Raw genomic sequence first — 18,827 nt, 5'->3', positions numbered from 1 at the left:
CGAGACAGTCCTCTGATCTCTTCCGGAAGGCAACCCGCTGATGGCCGACATCACCGTGCGCCCCATGACCGACGTCGACGCCGACCGGGTCCTGGCGATCTATCAGGCCGGTCTGGACGCCGGCAATGCCAGCTTCGAGATCACCGCCCCGACCTGGGCGGCGTTCGACGCCGCGCGCCTGAGCGCGCACCGCTTCGTGGCCGTCGACAGTGACGGGGCGGTGCTCGGCTGGATCGCCGTCTCGCCGACCTCGACCCGCGCGGTCTATGCCGGAGTGGTCGAACACTCCGTCTACGTGGACCCGGCCGCCCAGGGCCGGGGCGTCGCCCGGCTGCTGCTGACAGCGCTGATCGCCTCCACCGAGGCCGCCGGCATCTGGACCATCCAGTCCGGAGTCTTCCCGGAGAACACCGCCAGCCTCACCCTCCACCAGCGGGCCGGCTTCCGGGTCATCGGCGTACGCGAGCGGGTCGGTCGCCACCACGACCGCTGGCGCGACGTCGTCCTGCTGGAACGTCGCAGCCCCACCATCACCTGACCAGCAGTGGCCCCCAAGGCGGGCCACCACACCGAGGAGCCACTGATGAACGCTCTGGACGACCTTCCCGTCATCGTCATCGGCGCCGGCCCGACCGGTCTCGCCGCCGCCGCGCACCTGCACGAACGCGGGCTGCCCTTCACCGTCCTCGAAGCCGGCGACACCCCCGGCGCCGCGGTACGCCAGTGGGGGCACGTGCGGGTCTTCTCGCCGTGGCGTTACAACATCGACCCGGCCGCCCGTCGGCTCCTCGACGAGGCCGGTTGGGTCGCCCCCGACCCGGGGGCGCTGCCCACCGGCGCGGAGCTGGTCGACGACTACCTCCGGCCCCTCGCGCAGCTGCCACAACTGAAGCCACACGTGCGGTACGGGGCACGCGTCGAGGCGATCAGCCGGCTCGGCCTCGACCGGCTGCGTACGGCCGGGCGCGACACCGCACCGTTCCTGCTCCGCCTCGCCGACGGCGACGAGTTGGTCGCCCGTGCCGTCATCGACGCCTCCGGCACCTGGAGCACGCCCAACGTCCTCGGCGCGTCCGGTCTGCGCGCGCGAGGTGAGGTCGACGCGGCGGCGTACCTGGAGCACGCACTGCCGGACGTCCTCGGCGCCGACCGGGGCCGGTTCGTCGGCCGGCACACACTGGTGGTCGGCGCCGGTCACTCGGCCGCGAACACCCTGCTGTCCCTGGCGGACCTGGCCGCCGTCGAGCCCGGCACCGCTGTGACCTGGGCCATCCGGGCCGCCGCGCCGACGCGTACCTACGGCGGCGGGGACGCCGACGCCCTCCCGGCGCGGGGCGCGCTCGGCGCACTGCTGCGTGCGCACGTCGACGCCGGACGGATCCGACTGCTCACCGGCTTCTCCGTGTGGGCGCTCACCCCGACGGGTGGCCGGGTCGGTGTGGCAGTGCGGCACGGCGACGGCAGCGCCGAGTCGATCACCGTCGACCGTGTGGTCGCGGCCACCGGCTTCCGCCCCGACCACAGCATCGCCGCCGAGCTGCGGCTGGACCTCGACCCGGTGCTGGGCGCCACCCGTGCCCTGGCCCCGCTGATCGACCCCAACGAGCACTCCTGCGGCACGGTGCCGCCGCACGGCGTGGACGTGCTCGCCCACCCGGAGCAGGACTACTACGCCGTCGGCATGAAGTCCTACGGCCGGGCGCCGACGTTCCTCATGGCCACCGGCTACGAGCAGGTCCGCTCCGTGGTCGCCGCGCTGGCCGGTGACTGGGCCGCCGCCCGCGACGTCCAGCTCGACCTGCCCGCCACCGGTGTGTGCAGCAGTGACTCCGCCGTCTCGGCGGGTGGCGACGACTGCTGCGGGCCGCAGCCGACGGGGCGTGGACTGTCCACCGGCATCTCCGGAGGGCTGCGGTCCGCGCCGATCAGCCTCATCGCCCTCGACGCCGCGCCCGCAGCAGGTTGTTGCGCCAGCTGATCACCGCCGTGCAGTCGGACGGTGCGCCGTCACCGTCACCGTCGGCTGGCGCAGGCGACACACGTACGCGCGGACGGGCGGGCGACGAGCCGCTCGGCGGGAATCGGACGGGCGCACCGTTCGCACACGCCGTAGCTGCCGTCGTCGACCCGTCGCAACGCGACGTCCAGCTCGGCCAGGCGTCGGCGGGTGGCTTCCAGGACGGCGGTGAGCTGCGCGCGTTCGAAGGCGATGGTGCTGCCCTCGGGGTCGTGTTCGTCATCGGCGTTGGACGACCGGGACGCCTCGAAGAGGCTCCGCAGGTCGCCGTCCAGGGCGGTGGCCTGGGCCTCAGTTTGCTCGCGTAACCGCAGCAACTCCTCGCGGACCGCGCTGGAATCCCTGTTCATGGCCGTTCCACAGTACCCGGGGATGACCGTGGTCACATCACTGGCATTCCGAGACGACCGGTCATATCGTGGTGCCTGTCAGTCAGCCGGAACCCCGGGCGAGAGGAGTGCCACGAGATGCCACGGCCAAAGTCACAAGCCTCCGCCGGGACCCGGCAACGGTTGTCCGACGCCGCGTTGGACCTGTTCCACCTGCGGGGCTACAACGGCACGAGCGTCCAGGACATCGTCGCCGCGGCCGGGGCGCCCAAGGGCACCTTCTACAACCACTTCGCCAGCAAGGAGGATCTCGCCCTCGACTCGGTGGCGAGATATTCCGCGGCGATGGGGCTGGAGATGCTCGACGAGAAGCACGGCGGCACCCCGCGCGAGCGGATCACCGGGCATCTGAGATACATCACCGGCCTCGGCGACACCATGGGTGACCGCGGCTGCCTGCTCGGCAACTTCGCCACCGAGATCCCGGCGCACAGCGATGTCCTGCGCAACGCCGTCGACGCCGGCTTCGGCCGCTGGGTCGCCGTGCTCGCCACGACGATCGTGCAAGCGCGGGCCGCCGGTGAACTGCACGGCGACGAACCCGCCACTGATCTCGCCGGCTTCGTGGTCTCCAGCTACGAGGGCGCGGCAGCGCGGGCGAAGGCATCCGGTGACCCGGCCGCCCTCCAGGAGTTCTTCACGATCACCACGGCCCGGATCCTCACCTGATCCGCGTCCGATCCCAGCGGTAACAGTCCGCGTCGTTGCATCCGGCGCGGCGTGTAACCAATCCAAGACGACCGGTCGTACGCCTTCGACCGGGAACCAGCACCTGCATCGAGGAGTGAGACATGAGCACGTACCTGATCAACCACCTGCGTATCCCGGGCGGAGTGCCGACCGAGGAGTCCCTGCGTTACCTGGAGCAGGTGCAGGCCACCACCGAGGCGTACGGCGCCAAGTGGCTCGTCCTGGATGCCGAGGTGCAGGTCCTCGAGGGCAGCTGGCCCGGTTCCGTCGTGCTGATCGAGTTCCCGGACGCGGAAACCGCCAAGACCTGGTACAACTCGCCCGAGTACCAGGCGATCCTGTCGCTGCGCGTCGATCACACCATCAACGACCTGGTCCTGGTGGACTCCGTCGGCCCGGACTTCACGGTGGCCGGCTACGCGCGTCAGATCCGGACCCTGCTCGGCCAGTGACCAGCGCTCGCTGACCTGCCGTAGCGCGATCCCCGCGCACGCCGTGCCGTGCGCGGGGATCGGCTACATGAAGTTGCGGGTGTGCAGGGCGGAGAGCGCCGCCGCCTCGTCGGGCCGGAAACCCAGACGGACGAGTCGGCGCTGACGGCCCTGATCCATCGCGTGTTGCAGGGCCTGCACCCGGTCGAAGCCGGCGGACACGTCGTCCGGATGCCAACCACCCGCCGCGAGCAGGACCAGTGCGTCGAAGACATCCGCGTTGAGCCCCGCGGTGTCGACAAGCGCGTCGTGGCGGCGGTGGATGGCCGCTCGCAGCCGGTCTCGCAGCAGCGGATCCAGCTGCGCCTGATGCTCCAGGTGTGCCATGCCGAACACCACGTGCCGACGCTCGTCCTGCATGGCGAGCCAACAGATCCGGCGCGTCACCGGGTCCGGGGCGTTCTCGTGCAGGAACGAGAGCAGATCGACGAAGCTGCCCTCGCCGAGTACGGAGAGCAGGAACGACGCCAACGCGAAGTCCGACTCTGCGACGAGGGTGAACAGCGACTGCCGGCCGCCGGCGGATGACGTGCCCATCTCGGCGCCCCGCAGCAGTGCCCGCCGGCTGAAGACCTCCATGTGCCGGGCCTCGTCGGCCATCTGCACGGCGAGAAGCTGCACCACCTCCCGAAAGTGCGGATGGATGCGCCCCACGAACCGGGCCGGTACGACGAGGGCGGCCTGCTCGTTCTCGACCAGGTAGGTCATCACCTGCACCACCGCCGCCTCGACGTCGGCCGGCAGCGCGAACGGGTCGTCCCACGGCACAGCGGTCTGCGGGTCCCACTGTCGGGCGGCGGCCTGCGCGTACAGGTTCGGGGCGATGTCGGCCCAGACCAGGTCGCGGTCGTCCAGGTCGAACCGCGCCTCCGGACCACCGGCTTCGAGGAGCGCACCCCGCGCGCCGAGCCCCCACCGCGCGGGTGGACGGCTGCTGAGCGCCGACGGCAGGGCCGGTCCGGCCCGCTCCGCGCCGAACCAGCGGTCGTCATCCGCCGACCCCCGGACCACCACCGCGACGAGGTCGCTCGCCTCGCCCCGATCCGGCCATTCGACCCGATGACCCCGGCCACGACACCAGGCGGGCAGGTGTACGCGCAGCGCCGGGTCGCGCCCGGAGACCGCCAACCGGCCGCCGGGCGGCAACCCGGCCAGGGCCCGCTGCACCAGCAGGTGCGCGCCCCGGCCGAAACCCAGGTCCCCGAGGTCGACCTCGGCGACCGGTGCCGCGCTCACGGCCGGTAGTCCGTGGCCGTCACCCGCCCGTCGGGGGAGTAGAAACCGCTGGCGTCGACCGCGTCGGCGAGGGCGTCATACCCGGTGGTGCGGCCCTCCCTCCAGGCCGTCAGCCCCTCCAGGTCGAGCAGCGGGCGCACCTGCGGATCGGCGTACGACATGCCGAGCAGCAGCGTGCCGAAGAGCCGGACGCCGTCGGACTCCGGCGCGCGGACCGTCATGTTGCAGTGGTCGTAGCGTGCGGTCTGCGCCACGATCCGGGTGCCCTCGGGCGATAACGTGCCCTCCTTGACGAACGCCAGGTGGTTGGCGTCGATCATGCAGGCGGCGTCGACCTCCCCGGCCACCAGGGCGCGGGCTGCGTCGCGCTCACCGCCGATGTGGTCGCCGTGCAGGCCGACACCCACGTCGAAGCGGCGTACGTCGACGGTGACCCCGGCCGCCGCGAGGTGGCCCAGTGGAATCAGCGTCGCCTGTGGACTGTCGACCGCCCCGACGGCGACCACCCGTCCGGCGAGGTCGGCGAGCTGGCGCACCGGCGAGTCCGCGCGGACCACCACGATCGAGGTGAGATCCTGGTCGGTGTCGCGCATGGTGAGCGCGCGGACGGCCGTGCCGTTGGCGGCCGCCAGCCGCTCGGCCCGTAGCCAGGCCAGGGGAGAGTTCCAGGCCGCGTCGATCCGCCCGGCGACGAGATCCTCGACCTGTCGCTCGTAGTGCGAGTAGAGGACGAAGTCGAAGTCCAGGCCCCGCCCGCGTAGCCAGGCGCGGAACCCCTCCCAGATGGTCACCACCTTGGGGTCGTACGCGACCGCGCCCAGCAGAACGGTAGGCGCGGGCATCAGCGGTTGGCCTCGTCGAGCAGCGGCAGCCCGGTGGCGACCCGACCGACGAAATCGTGCAACGCGTCGGTGGTCGGCGCCATGACCCGGGCCGCGCGGGCGTCCCGGAAACGGCGTTCAAGGCCCAACTCCTTGCGGAAGGCGCTGCCGCCGCAGAGCTGCATCGCGCCATCGGTCACGTCGGCGACGGTCTCGCCGGCGAGTGCCTTGACCTGGAGCACCCGCAGCATCGCGTCGTCGCGGCCGGTCTCCAGCGCGGTCAGCGTGTCGCCCAAAAAGGCGCGCAGCGCGTCGGTGCGGATCATCAGCCGAGCGAGGTCGCGTCGGGTGACGGGCGCATCGCGCAGGGCGGCGCCGGTGTGCGTGAGCGTGGTCCTGGTGAGATGTCGGCCCGCCTCGGCCACGGCGCTGTCGGCGAGACCGAGGCAGAAGGCGGCGTTGAGCACCAGGAACCAGGGCAGGACCACGCCGAGCGCGGTGTCGAGCCCGACCCCGTCGGCCGCCATCCTCGCCGTCGAGGGAACCTGGAGCCCGTCGGCTGTCATCGGTCGGGAGCCGTTGCCCCGCAGACCCAGCCCGTCGAAGTCGCCGGCCACGCTCAGGCCGGCGCTGTCGGCCGGCACCAGCCACAGCGTCATCGGGCCGGCGTCGCGAGTCAGCGGAAGGCTCGACCAGACGTAGCTGTTGGCCTCGCCGGCCGAGGTGACCCAGCTCTTACGCGCGTCGAGGCGGACGGTGTCGTCGTCGGCGGCTGTCGCGGTGCCGGTCGGCGACCAGAAGTGGCTGCGCGAGCCGTACTCGGAGAACGCCAACGTGGTGAGGTGATCGCCGGTGGCGATGGCCGCGCGGACGTCCCGGGGGCCGTGCGCCTCGATGACGGCGGTGGCCGCGTAGTGCATGAGCACCACCATCGCTGTGGACCCGCACTCGGCGGCCAGCCGCTCGATCATTTCGGCGACCACCCGCATGCCGTGGCCCGCGCCACCGACCTCCGTCGAGGAGGCCAGGCCGAGCAGGCCGGCCGCGGCGAGAGCGTCCACACCCGGACGGGGGAAGGCCCCATCCCGGTCGACGGTCGGCGCCTGCGGGCGGATCACGTCGTCGATCACCGTGCCGAGCGTGTCAGTGGGATCGGTGGTGGTCTGTGCATTGTCGACACTGGTCGTCATGCTCGGTACCCCTTCAGGCAGGCCGATGGGACCGCCGTCGACACTATCCGAACCCGAAGACGCAGCGCGAGCGTCGGATTACCGTCTGGCGCGGGCGTTGTCCCGGTGGGGTCGGCCGTGCCCGTCGTCCCGGTCGATGCGCAGCTCGCGCTCCAACTCGGTGATGACCGCTCGCAAATCGTCCAGCCGTTGGGTGAGCGCGATCCGGTCCACCTCGTCCGGCACGCCGTCGCCGTCCTCGTCGTAGCCGGGGGCCAGTCGCTCGGTCATCTCCAACCGGCGGGCCTCCTCCATGGAGTTCACGATGACCGCGATGAGGATGTTGAGCAGCAGGTTGACGGTGATGACCACGTAGCTGACGTAGTAGAGCAGCGTCCATGGTGAGATCGCCATGCCCTGCTCGATGAGGTCCGGCAGCGTCTCCAGCGACAGCAGCACGAACAACGTCAGCAGCGATCGGCCGATGTCGCCGTACTCCTCCGGGTACCTGTTGCCGAAGATCAGCCAGCCGGCCATGCCGTACACGTAGAGCGTCACCACGGCCAGGGCCAGGAAACCGGTGACGCCCGGCAGGCTGCGCCACAGTGCGGAGACGATGGTCCGCAGACCCGGTGAGAACCGGACCAGGCGGACCATCCGGGCGACCCGGACGACCCGCAGCAGCGCCGGGTCGCCGTGCAGGCCCGGGATGAAGATCGCCGCGATCACCACGAAGTCGAAGACGTTCCAGCCGTGCCGGAAGAAGTCCTGTGGGCGTCTGCCGTAGGCGGCCAGCCGGACGGCGATCTCGACGACGAAGACGGCCCGGAAGAACAGCTCCAGCCCGTGCAGCGCGGTGCCGGCAGGGCTCAGATCGTCGTACGTCTCCAGGCCGAGAACGATGCCGTTGGCGAGGATGACCACGACGATGGCGATCTCGAAGGGCCGTGACCGGGCGAGGCGGTCGCAACTGTCGGTCCAACCCGAGCGGTGCGGCGGCGGTGTGGACGGACCACCCCGCTGGGCGGGCACGGGTGCGTCACTCACCAGTCGGCCGGCTCGATGAGGCACGCCGGGGCCGGGGCCCACCTCCGGCCGTCGTCGTGGCGGTGCGGCTGGTGTGCGGGCATGCCCACCAGCCTAGCCAAGATCAACGACGCTGCGCGACCGTGCCGTCTGTGCAGCGTGACTCGTTCGCTGCGCATCGGGGCGAGCCGTGCGGCGACGACACAAATCGCGAACAGCGTTTGCGGTTTACAGTAGATCAGTGAGTGACACAGCTGCGAGCGGCCCCGACCGGCAGCCGATCTGGAGCAGGCCCGAACGCGGCAGCCGCGGCCCCGCTCCGGCGCACAGCCGGGACGCCATCGTCGTTGCCGCCATCACCCTGGCCGACACCGAAGGGCTGGCCGCGGTGTCGATGCGCGCCGTCGCCGCCGCGCTCGGCACCGGCGCCGGATCCCTCTACCGCTACCTGTCGTCCCGCGATGACCTGCTGGACCTGATGACCGACCGGGTCGTGGGGGAGCTGCGCCCGTACCCGCAGGTGGAGGGCGACTGGTTGGAGACGATGGTGCTGCTGGGGCGTCGGCAGTTGGCGCTGTTCGGCGCCCACCCGTGGCTGCTCGACGTGATCCACCGGCCCTCCGGCATCGGCCCGCAGAGCCTGGCCTGGTTCGACACCTGCATGCGGATCCTGGAACCGGTGCGCTGCCCTTCCGCCGCCAAGTTCGAGGCCATCGCAATGATGACCGGCGTGGTGAGCCTCTTCGCCCGCCGCGAGTCCGCCGCTGGGGCGTTCAGCTTCTCCGGAGTGGACCTCGCGGCGTACCCGCACCTGGTCGCGGCGTTCCGTCAGCCCTCCGGCCCGGCACCCCGGGCGGACCTCGTCGAGCGGACCCTGCGCAGTCTGCTGACCGGCCTACTGCTCGGGGAGTCGACCGAGGTGGGCTGATCACCTCGACGACGGCGCCAGCCGGGCGCGACCAACACGTTTCCCACCACCATGTACGGTCGCGCGCCGTGGGTGAGGTCGGGGGCGGGCGACGGCGACCGGAGGCCCCGCCGCCCGCTTCGACGATGGATCCGGTTCAGGCCCGCGCGGCCCGGATGGCGTCGCGCAGCGGGGTGCTCGGCCGGCCGAGCAGCCGGCTGAGGTCGTCGCTGTCGGTTGCCAGCTCGCCATTGGCGATCGAGTGGTCGAGCGCGGCGACGAAACCGGCGGTGCCCGCGTCCAGGCCGACGTTCTCCAGGGCCGAGGCCAGCTCGGCGGCGGACATGTCCTGGTGGACGACTGTGGTGCCGGTCACCTCGGTGACGGCCTCGGCCAGCTCGTCGAAGGTGAACGCGGTGCCGCCCAGTTCGTAGACGGCGTTGCCGTCCTCGTCCCGGGTCAGTGCGGCCACTGCCGCCCCCGCGTAGTCGGCGCGGGTCGCGGCGGAGATCTTGCTGCCGCCGGTGGCGCCGAGGATCGTGCCGGACCCCAGGTACTGCGGGAGCTGGTCGGTGTAGTTCTCGGTGTACCAGCTGTTGCGCAGCACCGTGTGGGTCAGACCGGACGCGGCGAGGACCTCCTCGGTGGCCTTGTGCTCAGGGGCGAGCGGGTTCGCTGTGGTGTCGGCCTTCAGGATGCTGGTGTAGACGAGACGTTCCACCCCGGCGAGCTTGGCGGCGTCGATGACAGCGGTGTGCTGCGCGACGCGCTGACCGGGAGTGTCGCCGGAGACGAGCAGCAGGCGACGTACGCCGGCCACGGCGCCGGGCAGCGTCGACGGGTCGTCGTAGCTGGCCTTGCGGATCTCGACCCCGCGCGCGGCCAGGTCGGCGGCCTTCTCCGGGCTGCGGACGATGGCGGCGATCTCGGTGGCGGGTACGCCGCTGTCGAGCAACTGCTCGATCACCAGGCGGCCCAGCCGGCCGGTGGCGCCGGTGACGGCATAGGTGGGCATGGGAACCTCCGAAGGGTAGGAGCAAATCAGTAAGCACTTACGAATCTACAGCACTAACCGATGGGTAGCGTGAGATAGGCTGGTGAGGTGAGCGACATGCCGGCCCAGGACCCGGCGGGGCCTACCCAGGAATTCGTCAGCGATGTCTTCGCGCGGGGTTGCACCTCCCGCGCGGCCTTCGAGGACGTCACCTCGAAGTGGGCCTCGCTGGCCCTGTTGGCGCTCGGCGAGGGCCGCTACCGGTTCAACGCGCTGCGTCGCCGCATCGACGGGGTCAGCGAGCGGATGCTCTCCCAGACCCTGCAAACCCTCGAACGCGACGGAATGCTCACCCGCGAGGTGCTCACCGCGATCCCACCACGCGTCGAATACTCGCTGACCCCGCTCGGCGCCCGGGTCGCCGAGCAACTGCGTGGCCTCGCCGATCTGCTGGAGGCCTCGGTGCCCGAGTTGCAGACCGCCCGCGACAGCCGCGAGCGGGACCGGGCCTAGGGCGATCCCGCGCCGGCCTCGCGTCGCGCCACCACCGTCCGTGGGCTCTGGCGGATGCGCTGGGTCGCCACGACGCATCCCAGCACCACCAGCGCCGCCGCGATCGAGGCGGGGGAGACCACCTCGCCGAGCAGCAGCGCCGACCACCCCAGGGTCAGCACCGGCTGGGCGAGTTGGACCTGGCCCACCTGCGCTATACCGCCCCGGGCCAGGCCCGCGTACCAGGCGAAGAAGCCCAGGAACATCGAGACCCCGGTGAGATAGCCGAAGGCCGACCAGCCGAGAGCGTCGGCCCGCGGCGGACTGGCGGCGGCGGCAACGGCCGTGACGGGAACGGTGACGGGCAGCGAGAGCAGCAACGCCCAGCAAATCGTCCGAGCGCCATCCAACTCGCGGGCGAGCGCGCCGCCCTCGGCATAGCCGAGACCGCAGAGCACCACCGCCGCGAGCAGGAACAGGTCGGGCAGTGTGAGGGCACCTCGTACCGCGCCGCTGGCGCCGAGGAAGGCGAGAACCGCTAGCAGCCCGCCGGCGCTCACGATCCAGAACAGCGGCGGCGGGCGTTCGCCGGCTCGCAGCACCGCGAACACGGCCGTCATCGCGGGCAGCGCGGCGATGACGACAGCGCTGTGCGCGGAGGTCTGGGTGAGAAGCGCCATCGAGGTGAACAGGGGAAAGCCGACGACGACTCCGAGGGCGACGATCGGCAGCCGTTGCCACTGACCGCGGGTGGGCCGCGGTGCGCCGGTGAGACGCAGGTACGTCCATGCCAGCAGCCCCGCGCCGACAGCCCGGCCGAAGGCGACGAACCACGGGTCGAGCTGCTGCACGGCGATGCGGGTGGCCGGAAGTGACAGGCTGAAGCCGAGCACGCCCAGCGCGCCGAGGCCGAGCCCGACGATCCGATCCGCTGTTACCGTGTTTCTGACAGTAGCGCTACTCTTGTCCCTCATGGAAAACGGTAACGCAGCCCAACGCGTTATCCAAGATCTGCGGGGTCTCGCGGCCGCCGCCGGTCCTGGCGCCCGGCTGCCCTCGGTGCGCGAGCTGACCGCCCGACATCAGGCATCGCCGGTCACCGTCGCCGAGGCGATCCGTCAGTTGGCGGCCGAGGGGCTGATCGAGGCGCGACCCGGCCGAGGCACCTTTGTGGCCACTGAGCCGGACGAGCCGGGGGTGCCCGACCTGTCCTGGCAGACCGTCGCGCTCGGGCCCCGCCGGTTCGGTCAGGACGAGATGCGGGCGCTGTTGGCGCTGACGCCCGCCGGAACGATCCCGCTGTCCGGTGGCTACCTCCACGCGGACCTCCAGCCCGCCGCTGCGCTCGGCGCCGCCCTCACCCGAGCCGCCCGGCAGCCCGCGAGCTGGCAGCGTGGCCCGGTCGAGGGTCGCGCGGACCTGCGCGCCTGGTTCGCCCGCGAGGCCGGGGCGGGGCTGCACGCCGAGGACATGGTGATCTGCCCCGGTGGGCAGGCCGCCCTGTCGTCCGCGTTGCGGGCGCTCACCGCACCCGGCGACACCCTGCTCGTCGAGTCCCCGACCTACCTGGGTGCGTTGGCCGCGGCCCGCGCGGCCGGGCTGCGGGTGGTGCCCGTGCCGGCCGACGCCGACGGGGTACGGCCCGACCAACTCGCCGCCGCGTTCGCCCGCACCGGCGCCCGACTCTTCTACTGCCAGTCCCTGTACGCCAACCCGCACGGCGCGACGCTGGCGGAGCACCGCCGGGCGCAGGTCGCCGAGGCCGTACGCGACGCCGGGGCGTTCCTGATCGAGGACGACTACGCCCGTGACCTCACCATCGACGATCCGGCCCCGCCACCACTGGCCAGCGATGATCCCGACGGTCATGTCATCTACCTGCGCTCGCTGACCAAGTCGACCGCCCCCGGGCTGCGCGTAGCCGCCATCGGAGCCCGTGGCCCGGCGGGTGCGCGACTGCGCGCTGCCCGGCTGCTCGACGACTTCTTCGTCGCCGGGCCACTGCAACAGGGGGCGATCGACTTCCTCACCTCTCCGGCGTGGTCGCGGCATCGCCGGGCACTGCGCACGGCCCTCCGGACACGCCGCGACGCGCTGCTGACCGCGCTACGCCGGCACCTGCCAAGCCTTGCTCCACAGTCGATCCCCCGTGGCGGCATGCACCTCTGGGTGCGCCTCGCCGCCGGCACCGACGACACGGCACTGGCCGCTGCCGCGGCGGCCGAAGGCGTCGCTGTCTTCCCGGGCCGGCCCTGGTACGCGGCCGAACCCCCGGCCCCGCACCTGCGCCTCACCTACGCGGCAGCCGCACCCGAACTCATGGACGAGGCCGTTCGACGCCTCGCCCGCGTCCTCCGTTGAACACCGGGCGCCTGGCTGGTGGGCGTCCGGTGCGCGGGTCTCAGGTGTTCAGCGTCTCGCGCGGCGGCACACCGAAGCTGGCGTGGTATCGCGCGGTGAACCTGCTGTGGCTGGCGAATCCCCACCGACTGGCGATCGCCGAGACCGTCTCCTGGCGCGGGTCGGCGCGTACCAGGTCGTGGTGTGCCCGGACGAGCCGGACCCGACGCAGGTAGGCCATGGGGGTGGTGCCGAGGTGACGGCGGAAGGCGAGTTGCACCGCCCGAAGGGAGACGCCGGCCGCGCCGGCGATGTCGGCCGCGCTGATGTCCCGGTCGGCGTGCTCCTCCAGGAACGTGATCGCCCGTCGCAGCGTGGCGGTGGTGGCGTCGTTCCGGTCCGCGGCGGTCGGTTCGGTGAACGCGGTGTTGGGGAAGACCGCGAGCGCCGCCGCGGCCAGCATCCGGGCGGCGTTGCCGATCACCAGCGACTGTGCCCCGGCGGCCGGGCTGTTCAACACGACGTCGCGGACGAAGCTGGTGGTGTTGCGCCACTGCCGGGCGAGGGCCGTGCTGGCGGCACCCAGTTCGGTGAACTCGATCCGACCGGGCCGGCGGGCCGGCGCGGTGGTGGCCACCTGCGTCAGCACCGACAGGTCCAGTACGCAGAGTTCCACCTCGCCGGGATGCCAGTGGACGGTGCACGGCTCCTCCGGCCTGGTGACGAGGAAGGCCTCCCCGGGGCCGAACCGGTGGGCCGATCCGGCGCAGGAGCGATCGACGTGTGCGGTGCGGGTGCGACCGATGACCAGCCCGCCGAGGGTGCTGGCATCGATGTCGAGGTGCCCGGTCTGGCGGGTGGTCGCGATGGCGAAGGGGCCGGTGTCGACGCGGTGGTGGGTGAGCCGGTATCCGTTCCTGCTCTGAATGCGCAGTTTCGGGTCGTAGGTGGCGGACAGGAATTCCTGGATGGCCGCCGGGTCGCGGCTGTCGAACTGGTGGGTCTGCACTGGCGATGACGTCATCCGCTGTCTCCGTCCGGTGGAGGTGCCGCCGGGTGCTGGAACGGGTGCCGACGGCAGGTTCGGGACGTGCCGGGGTGCTCGGCGGTGGCCCGGCACGTCGGTGGCCGGCGGTGCGGTGGGATGGAACGTCGCGAGCGGGACGGCAGCGACCGGTTGAGCGTGTCGGATCTGGTCTGACCATTCACTGACGCTGAGACGCAATATCTGTAGATGGGAATGTCACCATACGACAATCACCGACGTGCCGTCCTGCGAATCACTGCGATGTGTCGGCAGCTCGACTTCGTTTTCCGGCTAGCGCGCCAATTGGTTCTGCGTCTGCTGTCCTAGCCACCCTCGTGGCCGACAGCGAAATCTTGTTCATGATTCGTCGGAGGATGACCGGGTCAACTGCCGGGGAGGCCGACCCACGGAGGGGGAAGCGTTGGACAGTAACGATCCTGACCGCGTCGTTCGGCTGGCCGTCGCCGAGGCGCTGGCCCGGGTGGCGGACGAGGACAGCCTGGGTCTGGGCGAGGGGGACGCGCTGGAGAGGCTCGGACGTGGGCTCCGTGAGGTGCTGCGCCGCGCACTCGACGACCGGGTGCCACTGACCACGCCGGAGTTCGTCGACCTCTGCCGTGACCTCGGTCTGCACCGTGACGCCTTCGACCTGCTGGGGCACTACCTGATGACCGCGTTGCTGACCCAGCACGTCGGACCGGACGCCCTGATCCGCGTCGGGGCGCTCTTCGGCACCGTCGGGCGTTACCTGCCCGGTGCGCGTCCGGTGGCCCACCGCAACGAAGCGCCCGCGGCGCGGCGACGCGACGTGCGCTCGGACAACAGCGTCGTCGGTCGGTACCGCCGCGCCAAGCTGCCGGAGCACCTCCCCAACCCGCCGAGCTGGACCTGCACCGGATGCGGCCGGGAGTGGCCCTGCGCCACCAAGCAGAGCCAACTGCTCGCCGAGTTCGGTGGCGCGCGCGCCTCCCTCGCGGTCTATCTCGGCTCCTGCCTCGTCGCCGCCGCTCAGGACCTCCCCACGTTGCCGTTGCCCCGGGTCCGGCTCCGATTCCTGGGCTGGCTGCCGCGCGCCCGGATCTGACCGGGCCGTCGGTGGGAGCGCTGGTCGTCCGGTGCCCTGACCCGGCCACGTCGGTGCCGGTCCCGACTGGACGCTGCGCGAGCGCGGAGTGACCCGCTGCTGCCCCGCCCGACGTTGCGCGCAGGTCGGGGCAGGGTGTTCATCGTGCGCACCAGCTGCGTACGGCGGCCGTTCACCGCCTTCTCCGAGGCTCCTTGATCGAAAGAGCATTCGCTTGATCGAGGAGAGGCTCTCAGGTGAGAGACAAGCATCCCGAAGAGACCGAGCACGCGCAGCTGTCCCGGCGCAAGCTGGTCAAGTACGCGGGCGTCGGCGCGACGCTGGCCGCGGCCAGCCCACTGGTCGGGGCTGGCGCGGCCTGGGCCGACGAAGACCGTCGACCGGGTGACGACGACAAGACCGACCGCGGCAACTCCAAGAACCGGGCGTGGCGTGCGGGCGACCACCACATCCACTCCGAGTACAGCGGCGAGTTCGACACCACGAAGTCCCCGATCGTCTTCCACAAGGGCGCGGACGCGGTCTACCCGATCGTCACCAACGCCATCATGGCGAAGAACTTCGGCCTGACCTGGGCGATGTGCACCGACCACGGTGGACCGACCCACTCGAAGGTGAACATCGAGCAGGCGTACCCCGACCTGCTGCGGTCCCGCAAGCTCGTCCCCGAGGTGCTCCAGTTCTGGGGCATGGAGTTCGACGCGCCCTCGCTGGACCACCACACGCTGATGATCCCGCGCCACGAGGACGAGGCGAAGCAGCTCTTCGAGCTGGAGAGCCGGTTCGCCAAGTACGACGCGTTCCCCACCGACCCGGCCCGCGACACCGAGGCCAAGATGGTGGAGTTCCTCAAGGTCGCCCGGGGCATGCCGCACAAGCCGCTGGTGATCGCCCACCACGCGTCCCGTTCGGCGCCCGGTCTCGGCGTCTACGGTCAGGACACCCCGCGCGAGTTCCGCAACGGCAACAATGCCGCGCCGGACGTCTACATCGGCTTCGAGGGCGCTCCGGGTCACCAGGCCGGCCCGCTCAACGGCGGCAAGCGGGGCGGCTACGGCAATCACCCCACCTACGGCGGCTTCGACCAGATGACCGCCCGGGTCGGCGGCCTGTGGGACTCACTGCTCGGCGAGGGCCGGCGCTGGTGGATCACCGCGACCTCGGATTCGCACGTGCACTGGACCCGGGGCGGCTCGGACTTCTGGCCGGGCGAGTACAGCAAGACGTACGTGCACGCCCGCCAGGACTACGGCGACATCATGGACGGCCTGCGCAACGGCCGGATCTGGGTCACCACCGGTGACCTGATCCGCAGTCTCGACGTCACCGCCACGTCCCAGGGCAGGACCGCCGAGGTGGGCGAGACGATCACGGTGAGCCGTCGTAGCCGTACCGATGTCGAGATCGAGATCACCTTCCGCCCGCTGGGTGGGGTGAACGCGAACGGCGACCGGCCCGAGGTCCGTCGGGTCGACCTGATCGTCGGCCAGATCACCGGCCCGAGCGCCAGCCTGGACGCCGACACCAACCCCACCACCACTGTGGCGGCCCGGTTCGGCCCGCGGGACTGGCGTCGGCAGGGCGACAGCTACGTCATCCGGCACACCTTGCGCAATGTCGAGGCGGACACCTACGCGCGGGTGCGTGGCACCAGCACCGACGAGGCCGAGCCGCTCGCCGACGGGCTGGAGAGCCCGTGGGACGACCTGTGGTTCTACTCGAACCCGGTCTTCGTGCACGTGCGCTGACTCACGTGCGGTAGCGACATCGCGGGCCTGTCCGGCACCGCTCGACGGACGACGTCGGGCGGTGCGGGCGGGCCCGCCCGCAGTATCCGCAGGTCAGTCGGGTCTGCTGCGGCGGGCTCGGGGGGTGGCGGTTCGCCCGCTCCGCGCCGCCGCGGCGCCGTTCCGGCGCGCAGTGGGGGCCGCCGGCGCCGGGTCGGCCTGCACCTGTGTCACCACCTCGCAGAGGTCGCGCAGCGGGTCCACCGCCTGGGCCGAGCAGGCGACCTTCTGGAGCAGTGACCGCAGCGTCGCCGACTCGGCCGACGTGAGCGCCCCCAGCAGGTGCGACTCGACCTGCCGCAGTGCCGACCGCCGCTGCTCCCAGGCGGCACGGCCCGCGTCGGTGACCTCGATCAGCCGGTTGCGTCGGTCGGCCGGGTCCGCGCGCCGGGCGACGAACCCGGGCCGCTCCAGGTCGTCGATCAGGTACGTCAGGACGGTCCGGTCGATGCCGATCTCCTCGGCGAGCGCGCCCTGGTTCCGGGCCGGCCCGTTGTTGGCCGCGGTGAGCAGTTGGTAGCCGCGCGGGCCACCGGGGAAGTCGGTGAGCGCGTGCTCGGCCGCCCGGACGTAGCCGCGGAAGACGATCCCGAGCATCCAGCCCAGGTCGTCGTCGAGCGGATCGGGCCGGTCCGGCCGGTGAGTGGCACCCGTCATGCCCCGACAATACCGCAGTGCGTAAGACCTTGTTGGCAGAAGATGTTCTGTGTGGCATAAGGTTAAGGTTGCGACGCATCGTCCGAGGCGTCGAGGAAATCGGGAGGCTCGCAGATGAGCGACTACGGCCACGACCTGGTCTTCGGCTCCTTCGTCACGCCCAGCGCTGACAACCCGGACCGTTCGGTCGGTGTCGCCGTCCTGGCCGAGCAGGTCGGGTTGGACCTGGTCACCTTCCAGGATCACCCGTACCAGCCGGCGTTCCTCGACACCTGGACGCTGCTGAGCTTCGTGGCGGCCCGCACCAACCGGGTGCACCTGGCGGCGAACGTGACCAACCTGCCACTGCGTCCGCCGGCGGTCCTCGCCCGCAGTGTGGCCAGCCTGGACCTGCTCAGCGGTGGCCGGATCAGCCTCGGCCTCGGGGCGGGGGCGTTCTGGGATGCCATCGAGGCGATGGGCGGCCGGCGGCTGACCCCCGGCCAGGGCGTACGAGCGCTGGAGGAGGCCATCGAGGTCGTCCGTCAGCTCTGGGACGTCGAGACGCGCGGCGGAGTGCGGGTCGACGGCGAGTTCTACCGGGTGGTGGGCGCCAAGCGCGGTCCCGCTCCGGCCCACGCGGTGCCGATCTGGCTGGGTGCGTACAAGCCGCGGATGCTCCAGCTCACCGGTCGTCGAGCCGATGGTTGGCTGCCCACGCTGGGCTACCTCCAGCCCGGTGATCTGACCAAGGGCAACGCGATCATCGACGACGCCGCGCAGCAGGCCGGCCGGTGCCCGCAGGATGTGCGTCGGCTGCTCAACATCGCCGGAGAGTTCTCCACCGTCGGTCGCGGCCCGCTGAACGGGCCCGCCGAGCAGTGGGCCGAGGAGCTGGCCGAGCTGGCACTGGAGGAGGGCGTCGGCACCTTCATCCTGGGCAGCGACGACCCTGACGACCTGCGCCGCTTCGCCGGTGAGGTGGCCCCCGCCGTCCGCGAGCTGGTCGCGGCCGAACGTGACCGCGGCACGGCTCCGGAGCGTACGCCGGAACCGGAAGTGGAGCCGGAGCCGGAGCCTGCGCCGCCGGTCCGGGCGGGCCGCGCCACAGCGACCGGTGGCGGGTTCGCCGTGGTGCCGACCCCGGACGACGGCGTACGGCGAAGCGAGCAGCAGGTGTGGGACGAGACGACCCGGCCGACCGGGCCCGCGCCCGACCCGGAGCGCACCTACACCCCGCAGGAGCAGGCCACCGGTGCGCACCTCGTGCAGATCCACGACGGCCTGCGCGCCGAGCTGGCCCAGATTCACGACCTGATCGAGCAGGTGGCGGCCGGTGAGATCGACGCCGGCGCGGCCCGGTCCCACATCAACACGATGACCATGAGGCAGAACCGGTGGACCCTCGGCGTCTACTGCGAGTCGTACTGCCGCATCGTCACCACCCACCACACGATCGAGGACCAGTCGTTCTTCCCCAGGTTGCGCGCACGTGACCCCCGACTCGGCCCCGTGGTCGACCGGCTGGAGCAGGAGCATCACGTCATCCACGACGTGCTGGAGGGTGTCGACCGGGCCCTGGTCGCGTATGTCGGGTCTCCGGACGGCCTCGCCGAGCTGCGGGCCGCGGTGGACCTGCTGACCGACGCCCTCCTGTCGCACCTCAGTTACGAGGAGCGGGAGCTGGTCGAGCCGTTGGCGCGGTTGGGAATCGCCTGATC

At 71.6% G+C, this 18,827-nt stretch carries 19 protein-coding genes; 10 read left to right on the top strand and 9 right to left on the bottom strand.

What is annotated here, in order from left to right:
- Positions 1 to 40 precede the first annotated feature (40 nt).
- Together OG598_RS13915 and OG598_RS13910 are read left to right on the top strand one after the other, a co-directional pair.
- Entirely contained in the window at positions 41 to 538 is a 498-nt protein-coding gene (locus OG598_RS13915) for a GNAT family N-acetyltransferase (protein ID WP_328654824.1), read from the top strand.
- 45 nt (positions 539 to 583) lie between these two features.
- Positions 584 to 1,978, top strand: a complete 1,395-nt coding sequence (locus tag OG598_RS13910) for an FAD-dependent oxidoreductase (protein ID WP_328654823.1) — start codon at positions 584 to 586, stop codon at positions 1,976 to 1,978.
- Between the two features lie 35 nt (positions 1,979 to 2,013).
- Here the strand turns inward: OG598_RS13910 and OG598_RS13905 are convergent, their stop codons facing one another.
- Positions 2,014 to 2,367: a TraR/DksA family transcriptional regulator gene (locus tag OG598_RS13905; protein ID WP_328654822.1), complete on the bottom strand. Its 354-nt coding sequence runs from the start codon at positions 2,365 to 2,367 to the stop codon at positions 2,014 to 2,016.
- Positions 2,368 to 2,484: 117 nt separating this feature from the next.
- Between OG598_RS13905 and OG598_RS13900 the strand changes: the two genes are divergently transcribed.
- Both OG598_RS13900 and OG598_RS13895 read left to right on the top strand, forming a co-directional pair.
- The gene (locus tag OG598_RS13900; protein ID WP_328654821.1) at positions 2,485 to 3,075 is read left to right on the top strand and encodes a TetR/AcrR family transcriptional regulator; all 591 of its coding nucleotides are present in this window, start codon (positions 2,485 to 2,487) and stop codon (positions 3,073 to 3,075) included.
- Positions 3,076 to 3,197: 122 nt separating this feature from the next.
- The gene (locus OG598_RS13895; RefSeq protein ID WP_196922600.1) at positions 3,198 to 3,548 is read left to right on the top strand and encodes a DUF1330 domain-containing protein; all 351 of its coding nucleotides are present in this window, start codon (positions 3,198 to 3,200) and stop codon (positions 3,546 to 3,548) included.
- Positions 3,549 to 3,611: 63 nt separating this feature from the next.
- On the opposite strand, the gene OG598_RS13890 is transcribed toward OG598_RS13895, so the two are convergent.
- From OG598_RS13890 to OG598_RS13875, 4 genes are all read right to left on the bottom strand, one after another.
- A complete protein-coding gene (locus tag OG598_RS13890) occupies positions 3,612 to 4,823 on the bottom strand; it encodes a ferritin-like domain-containing protein (RefSeq protein WP_328654820.1) in 1,212 nt (403 codons plus the stop codon).
- Complete coding sequence (locus OG598_RS13885; RefSeq protein WP_328654819.1) at positions 4,820 to 5,665, bottom strand: phosphate/phosphite/phosphonate ABC transporter substrate-binding protein; 846 nt, start codon at positions 5,663 to 5,665, stop codon at positions 4,820 to 4,822. Before OG598_RS13885 ends, OG598_RS13890 begins: the two co-directional genes overlap by 4 nt.
- A complete protein-coding gene (locus OG598_RS13880) occupies positions 5,665 to 6,834 on the bottom strand; it encodes an acyl-CoA dehydrogenase family protein (RefSeq protein WP_328654818.1) in 1,170 nt (389 codons plus the stop codon). Before OG598_RS13880 ends, OG598_RS13885 begins: the two co-directional genes overlap by 1 nt.
- A gap of 78 nt (positions 6,835 to 6,912) precedes the next feature.
- Positions 6,913 to 7,860, bottom strand: a complete 948-nt coding sequence (locus OG598_RS13875) for an ion transporter (protein ID WP_328654817.1) — start codon at positions 7,858 to 7,860, stop codon at positions 6,913 to 6,915.
- 220 nt (positions 7,861 to 8,080) lie between these two features.
- Here OG598_RS13875 and OG598_RS13870 point away from each other — a divergent pair, with 220 nt between their 5' ends.
- On the top strand, positions 8,081 to 8,767 hold the full coding sequence (locus OG598_RS13870; RefSeq protein WP_328654816.1) for a TetR/AcrR family transcriptional regulator: 687 nt from the start codon (positions 8,081 to 8,083) through the stop codon (positions 8,765 to 8,767).
- A gap of 136 nt (positions 8,768 to 8,903) precedes the next feature.
- Here OG598_RS13870 and OG598_RS13865 read toward each other — a convergent pair whose 3' ends face one another.
- The gene (locus OG598_RS13865) at positions 8,904 to 9,761 is read right to left on the bottom strand and encodes an SDR family oxidoreductase (protein ID WP_328654815.1); all 858 of its coding nucleotides are present in this window, start codon (positions 9,759 to 9,761) and stop codon (positions 8,904 to 8,906) included.
- 96 nt (positions 9,762 to 9,857) lie between these two features.
- Here OG598_RS13865 and OG598_RS13860 point away from each other — a divergent pair, with 96 nt between their 5' ends.
- Positions 9,858 to 10,253, top strand: a complete 396-nt coding sequence (locus tag OG598_RS13860; RefSeq protein ID WP_328655329.1) for a winged helix-turn-helix transcriptional regulator — start codon at positions 9,858 to 9,860, stop codon at positions 10,251 to 10,253.
- On the opposite strand, the gene OG598_RS13855 is transcribed toward OG598_RS13860, so the two are convergent.
- Positions 10,250 to 11,206, bottom strand: a complete 957-nt coding sequence (locus tag OG598_RS13855; RefSeq protein ID WP_328654814.1) for a DMT family transporter — start codon at positions 11,204 to 11,206, stop codon at positions 10,250 to 10,252. The genes OG598_RS13860 and OG598_RS13855 overlap by 4 nt on opposite strands.
- Here OG598_RS13855 and OG598_RS13850 point away from each other — a divergent pair.
- The gene (locus tag OG598_RS13850; protein WP_328654813.1) at positions 11,205 to 12,593 is read left to right on the top strand and encodes an aminotransferase-like domain-containing protein; all 1,389 of its coding nucleotides are present in this window, start codon (positions 11,205 to 11,207) and stop codon (positions 12,591 to 12,593) included. The two genes, OG598_RS13855 and OG598_RS13850, sit on opposite strands and share 2 nt — an antisense overlap.
- A gap of 40 nt (positions 12,594 to 12,633) precedes the next feature.
- Here OG598_RS13850 and OG598_RS13845 read toward each other — a convergent pair whose 3' ends face one another.
- Positions 12,634 to 13,596 carry a helix-turn-helix transcriptional regulator gene (locus OG598_RS13845; RefSeq protein WP_328654812.1) on the bottom strand — a complete coding sequence of 321 codons (963 nt, stop codon included), beginning with the start codon at positions 13,594 to 13,596 and terminating at the stop codon, positions 12,634 to 12,636.
- A 424-nt stretch (positions 13,597 to 14,020) separates the two neighbouring features.
- Here OG598_RS13845 and OG598_RS13840 point away from each other — a divergent pair, with 424 nt between their 5' ends.
- Both OG598_RS13840 and OG598_RS13835 read left to right on the top strand, forming a co-directional pair.
- Positions 14,021 to 14,683, top strand: coding sequence for a hypothetical protein (locus OG598_RS13840; RefSeq protein WP_328654811.1), 663 nt, complete (start codon positions 14,021 to 14,023; stop codon positions 14,681 to 14,683).
- Positions 14,684 to 14,919: 236 nt separating this feature from the next.
- A complete protein-coding gene (locus tag OG598_RS13835; RefSeq protein WP_328654810.1) occupies positions 14,920 to 16,431 on the top strand; it encodes a phosphoesterase in 1,512 nt (503 codons plus the stop codon).
- Between the two features lie 93 nt (positions 16,432 to 16,524).
- On the opposite strand, the gene OG598_RS13830 is transcribed toward OG598_RS13835, so the two are convergent.
- Positions 16,525 to 17,127 carry a MarR family winged helix-turn-helix transcriptional regulator gene (locus OG598_RS13830; RefSeq protein ID WP_328654809.1) on the bottom strand — a complete coding sequence of 201 codons (603 nt, stop codon included), beginning with the start codon at positions 17,125 to 17,127 and terminating at the stop codon, positions 16,525 to 16,527.
- Positions 17,128 to 17,241: 114 nt separating this feature from the next.
- Here OG598_RS13830 and OG598_RS13825 point away from each other — a divergent pair, with 114 nt between their 5' ends.
- Entirely contained in the window at positions 17,242 to 18,825 is a 1,584-nt protein-coding gene (locus OG598_RS13825; protein WP_328654808.1) for an LLM class flavin-dependent oxidoreductase, read from the top strand.
- The last annotated feature ends 2 nt before the right edge of the window (positions 18,826 to 18,827 follow it).

Source organism: Micromonospora sp. NBC_00330 (genome assembly GCF_036136635.1).
GTDB lineage: Bacteria > Actinomycetota > Actinomycetes > Mycobacteriales > Micromonosporaceae > Micromonospora > Micromonospora salmantinae.
Note: the sequence above shows the minus strand (reverse complement) of the source record. Positions and strands in the feature narration are given on the sequence as shown.

Bases quoted from the DNA above. Each gene is read 5' to 3' on its own strand.
- OG598_RS13905 (WP_328654822.1), bottom strand. From the start codon at position 2,367: ATGAACAGGGATTCCAGCGCGGTCCGCGAGGAGTTGCTGCGGTTACGC.
- OG598_RS13855 (WP_328654814.1), bottom strand. From the start codon at position 11,206: ATGAGGGACAAGAGTAGCGCTACTGTCAGAAACACGGTAACAGCGGAT.
- OG598_RS13830 (WP_328654809.1), bottom strand. From the start codon at position 17,127: ATGACGGGTGCCACTCACCGGCCGGACCGGCCCGATCCGCTCGACGAC.
- OG598_RS13845 (WP_328654812.1), bottom strand. From the start codon at position 13,596: ATGACGTCATCGCCAGTGCAGACCCACCAGTTCGACAGCCGCGACCCG.
- OG598_RS13900 (WP_328654821.1), top strand. From the start codon at position 2,485: ATGCCACGGCCAAAGTCACAAGCCTCCGCCGGGACCCGGCAACGGTTG.
- OG598_RS13915 (WP_328654824.1), top strand. From the start codon at position 41: ATGGCCGACATCACCGTGCGCCCCATGACCGACGTCGACGCCGACCGG.
- OG598_RS13860 (WP_328655329.1), top strand. From the start codon at position 9,858: ATGCCGGCCCAGGACCCGGCGGGGCCTACCCAGGAATTCGTCAGCGAT.
- OG598_RS13885 (WP_328654819.1), bottom strand. From the start codon at position 5,665: ATGCCCGCGCCTACCGTTCTGCTGGGCGCGGTCGCGTACGACCCCAAG.
- OG598_RS13825 (WP_328654808.1), top strand. From the start codon at position 17,242: ATGAGCGACTACGGCCACGACCTGGTCTTCGGCTCCTTCGTCACGCCC.
- OG598_RS13865 (WP_328654815.1), bottom strand. From the start codon at position 9,761: ATGCCCACCTATGCCGTCACCGGCGCCACCGGCCGGCTGGGCCGCCTG.
- OG598_RS13850 (WP_328654813.1), top strand. From the start codon at position 11,205: ATGGAAAACGGTAACGCAGCCCAACGCGTTATCCAAGATCTGCGGGGT.
- OG598_RS13910 (WP_328654823.1), top strand. From the start codon at position 584: ATGAACGCTCTGGACGACCTTCCCGTCATCGTCATCGGCGCCGGCCCG.
- OG598_RS13880 (WP_328654818.1), bottom strand. From the start codon at position 6,834: ATGACGACCAGTGTCGACAATGCACAGACCACCACCGATCCCACTGAC.
- OG598_RS13895 (WP_196922600.1), top strand. From the start codon at position 3,198: ATGAGCACGTACCTGATCAACCACCTGCGTATCCCGGGCGGAGTGCCG.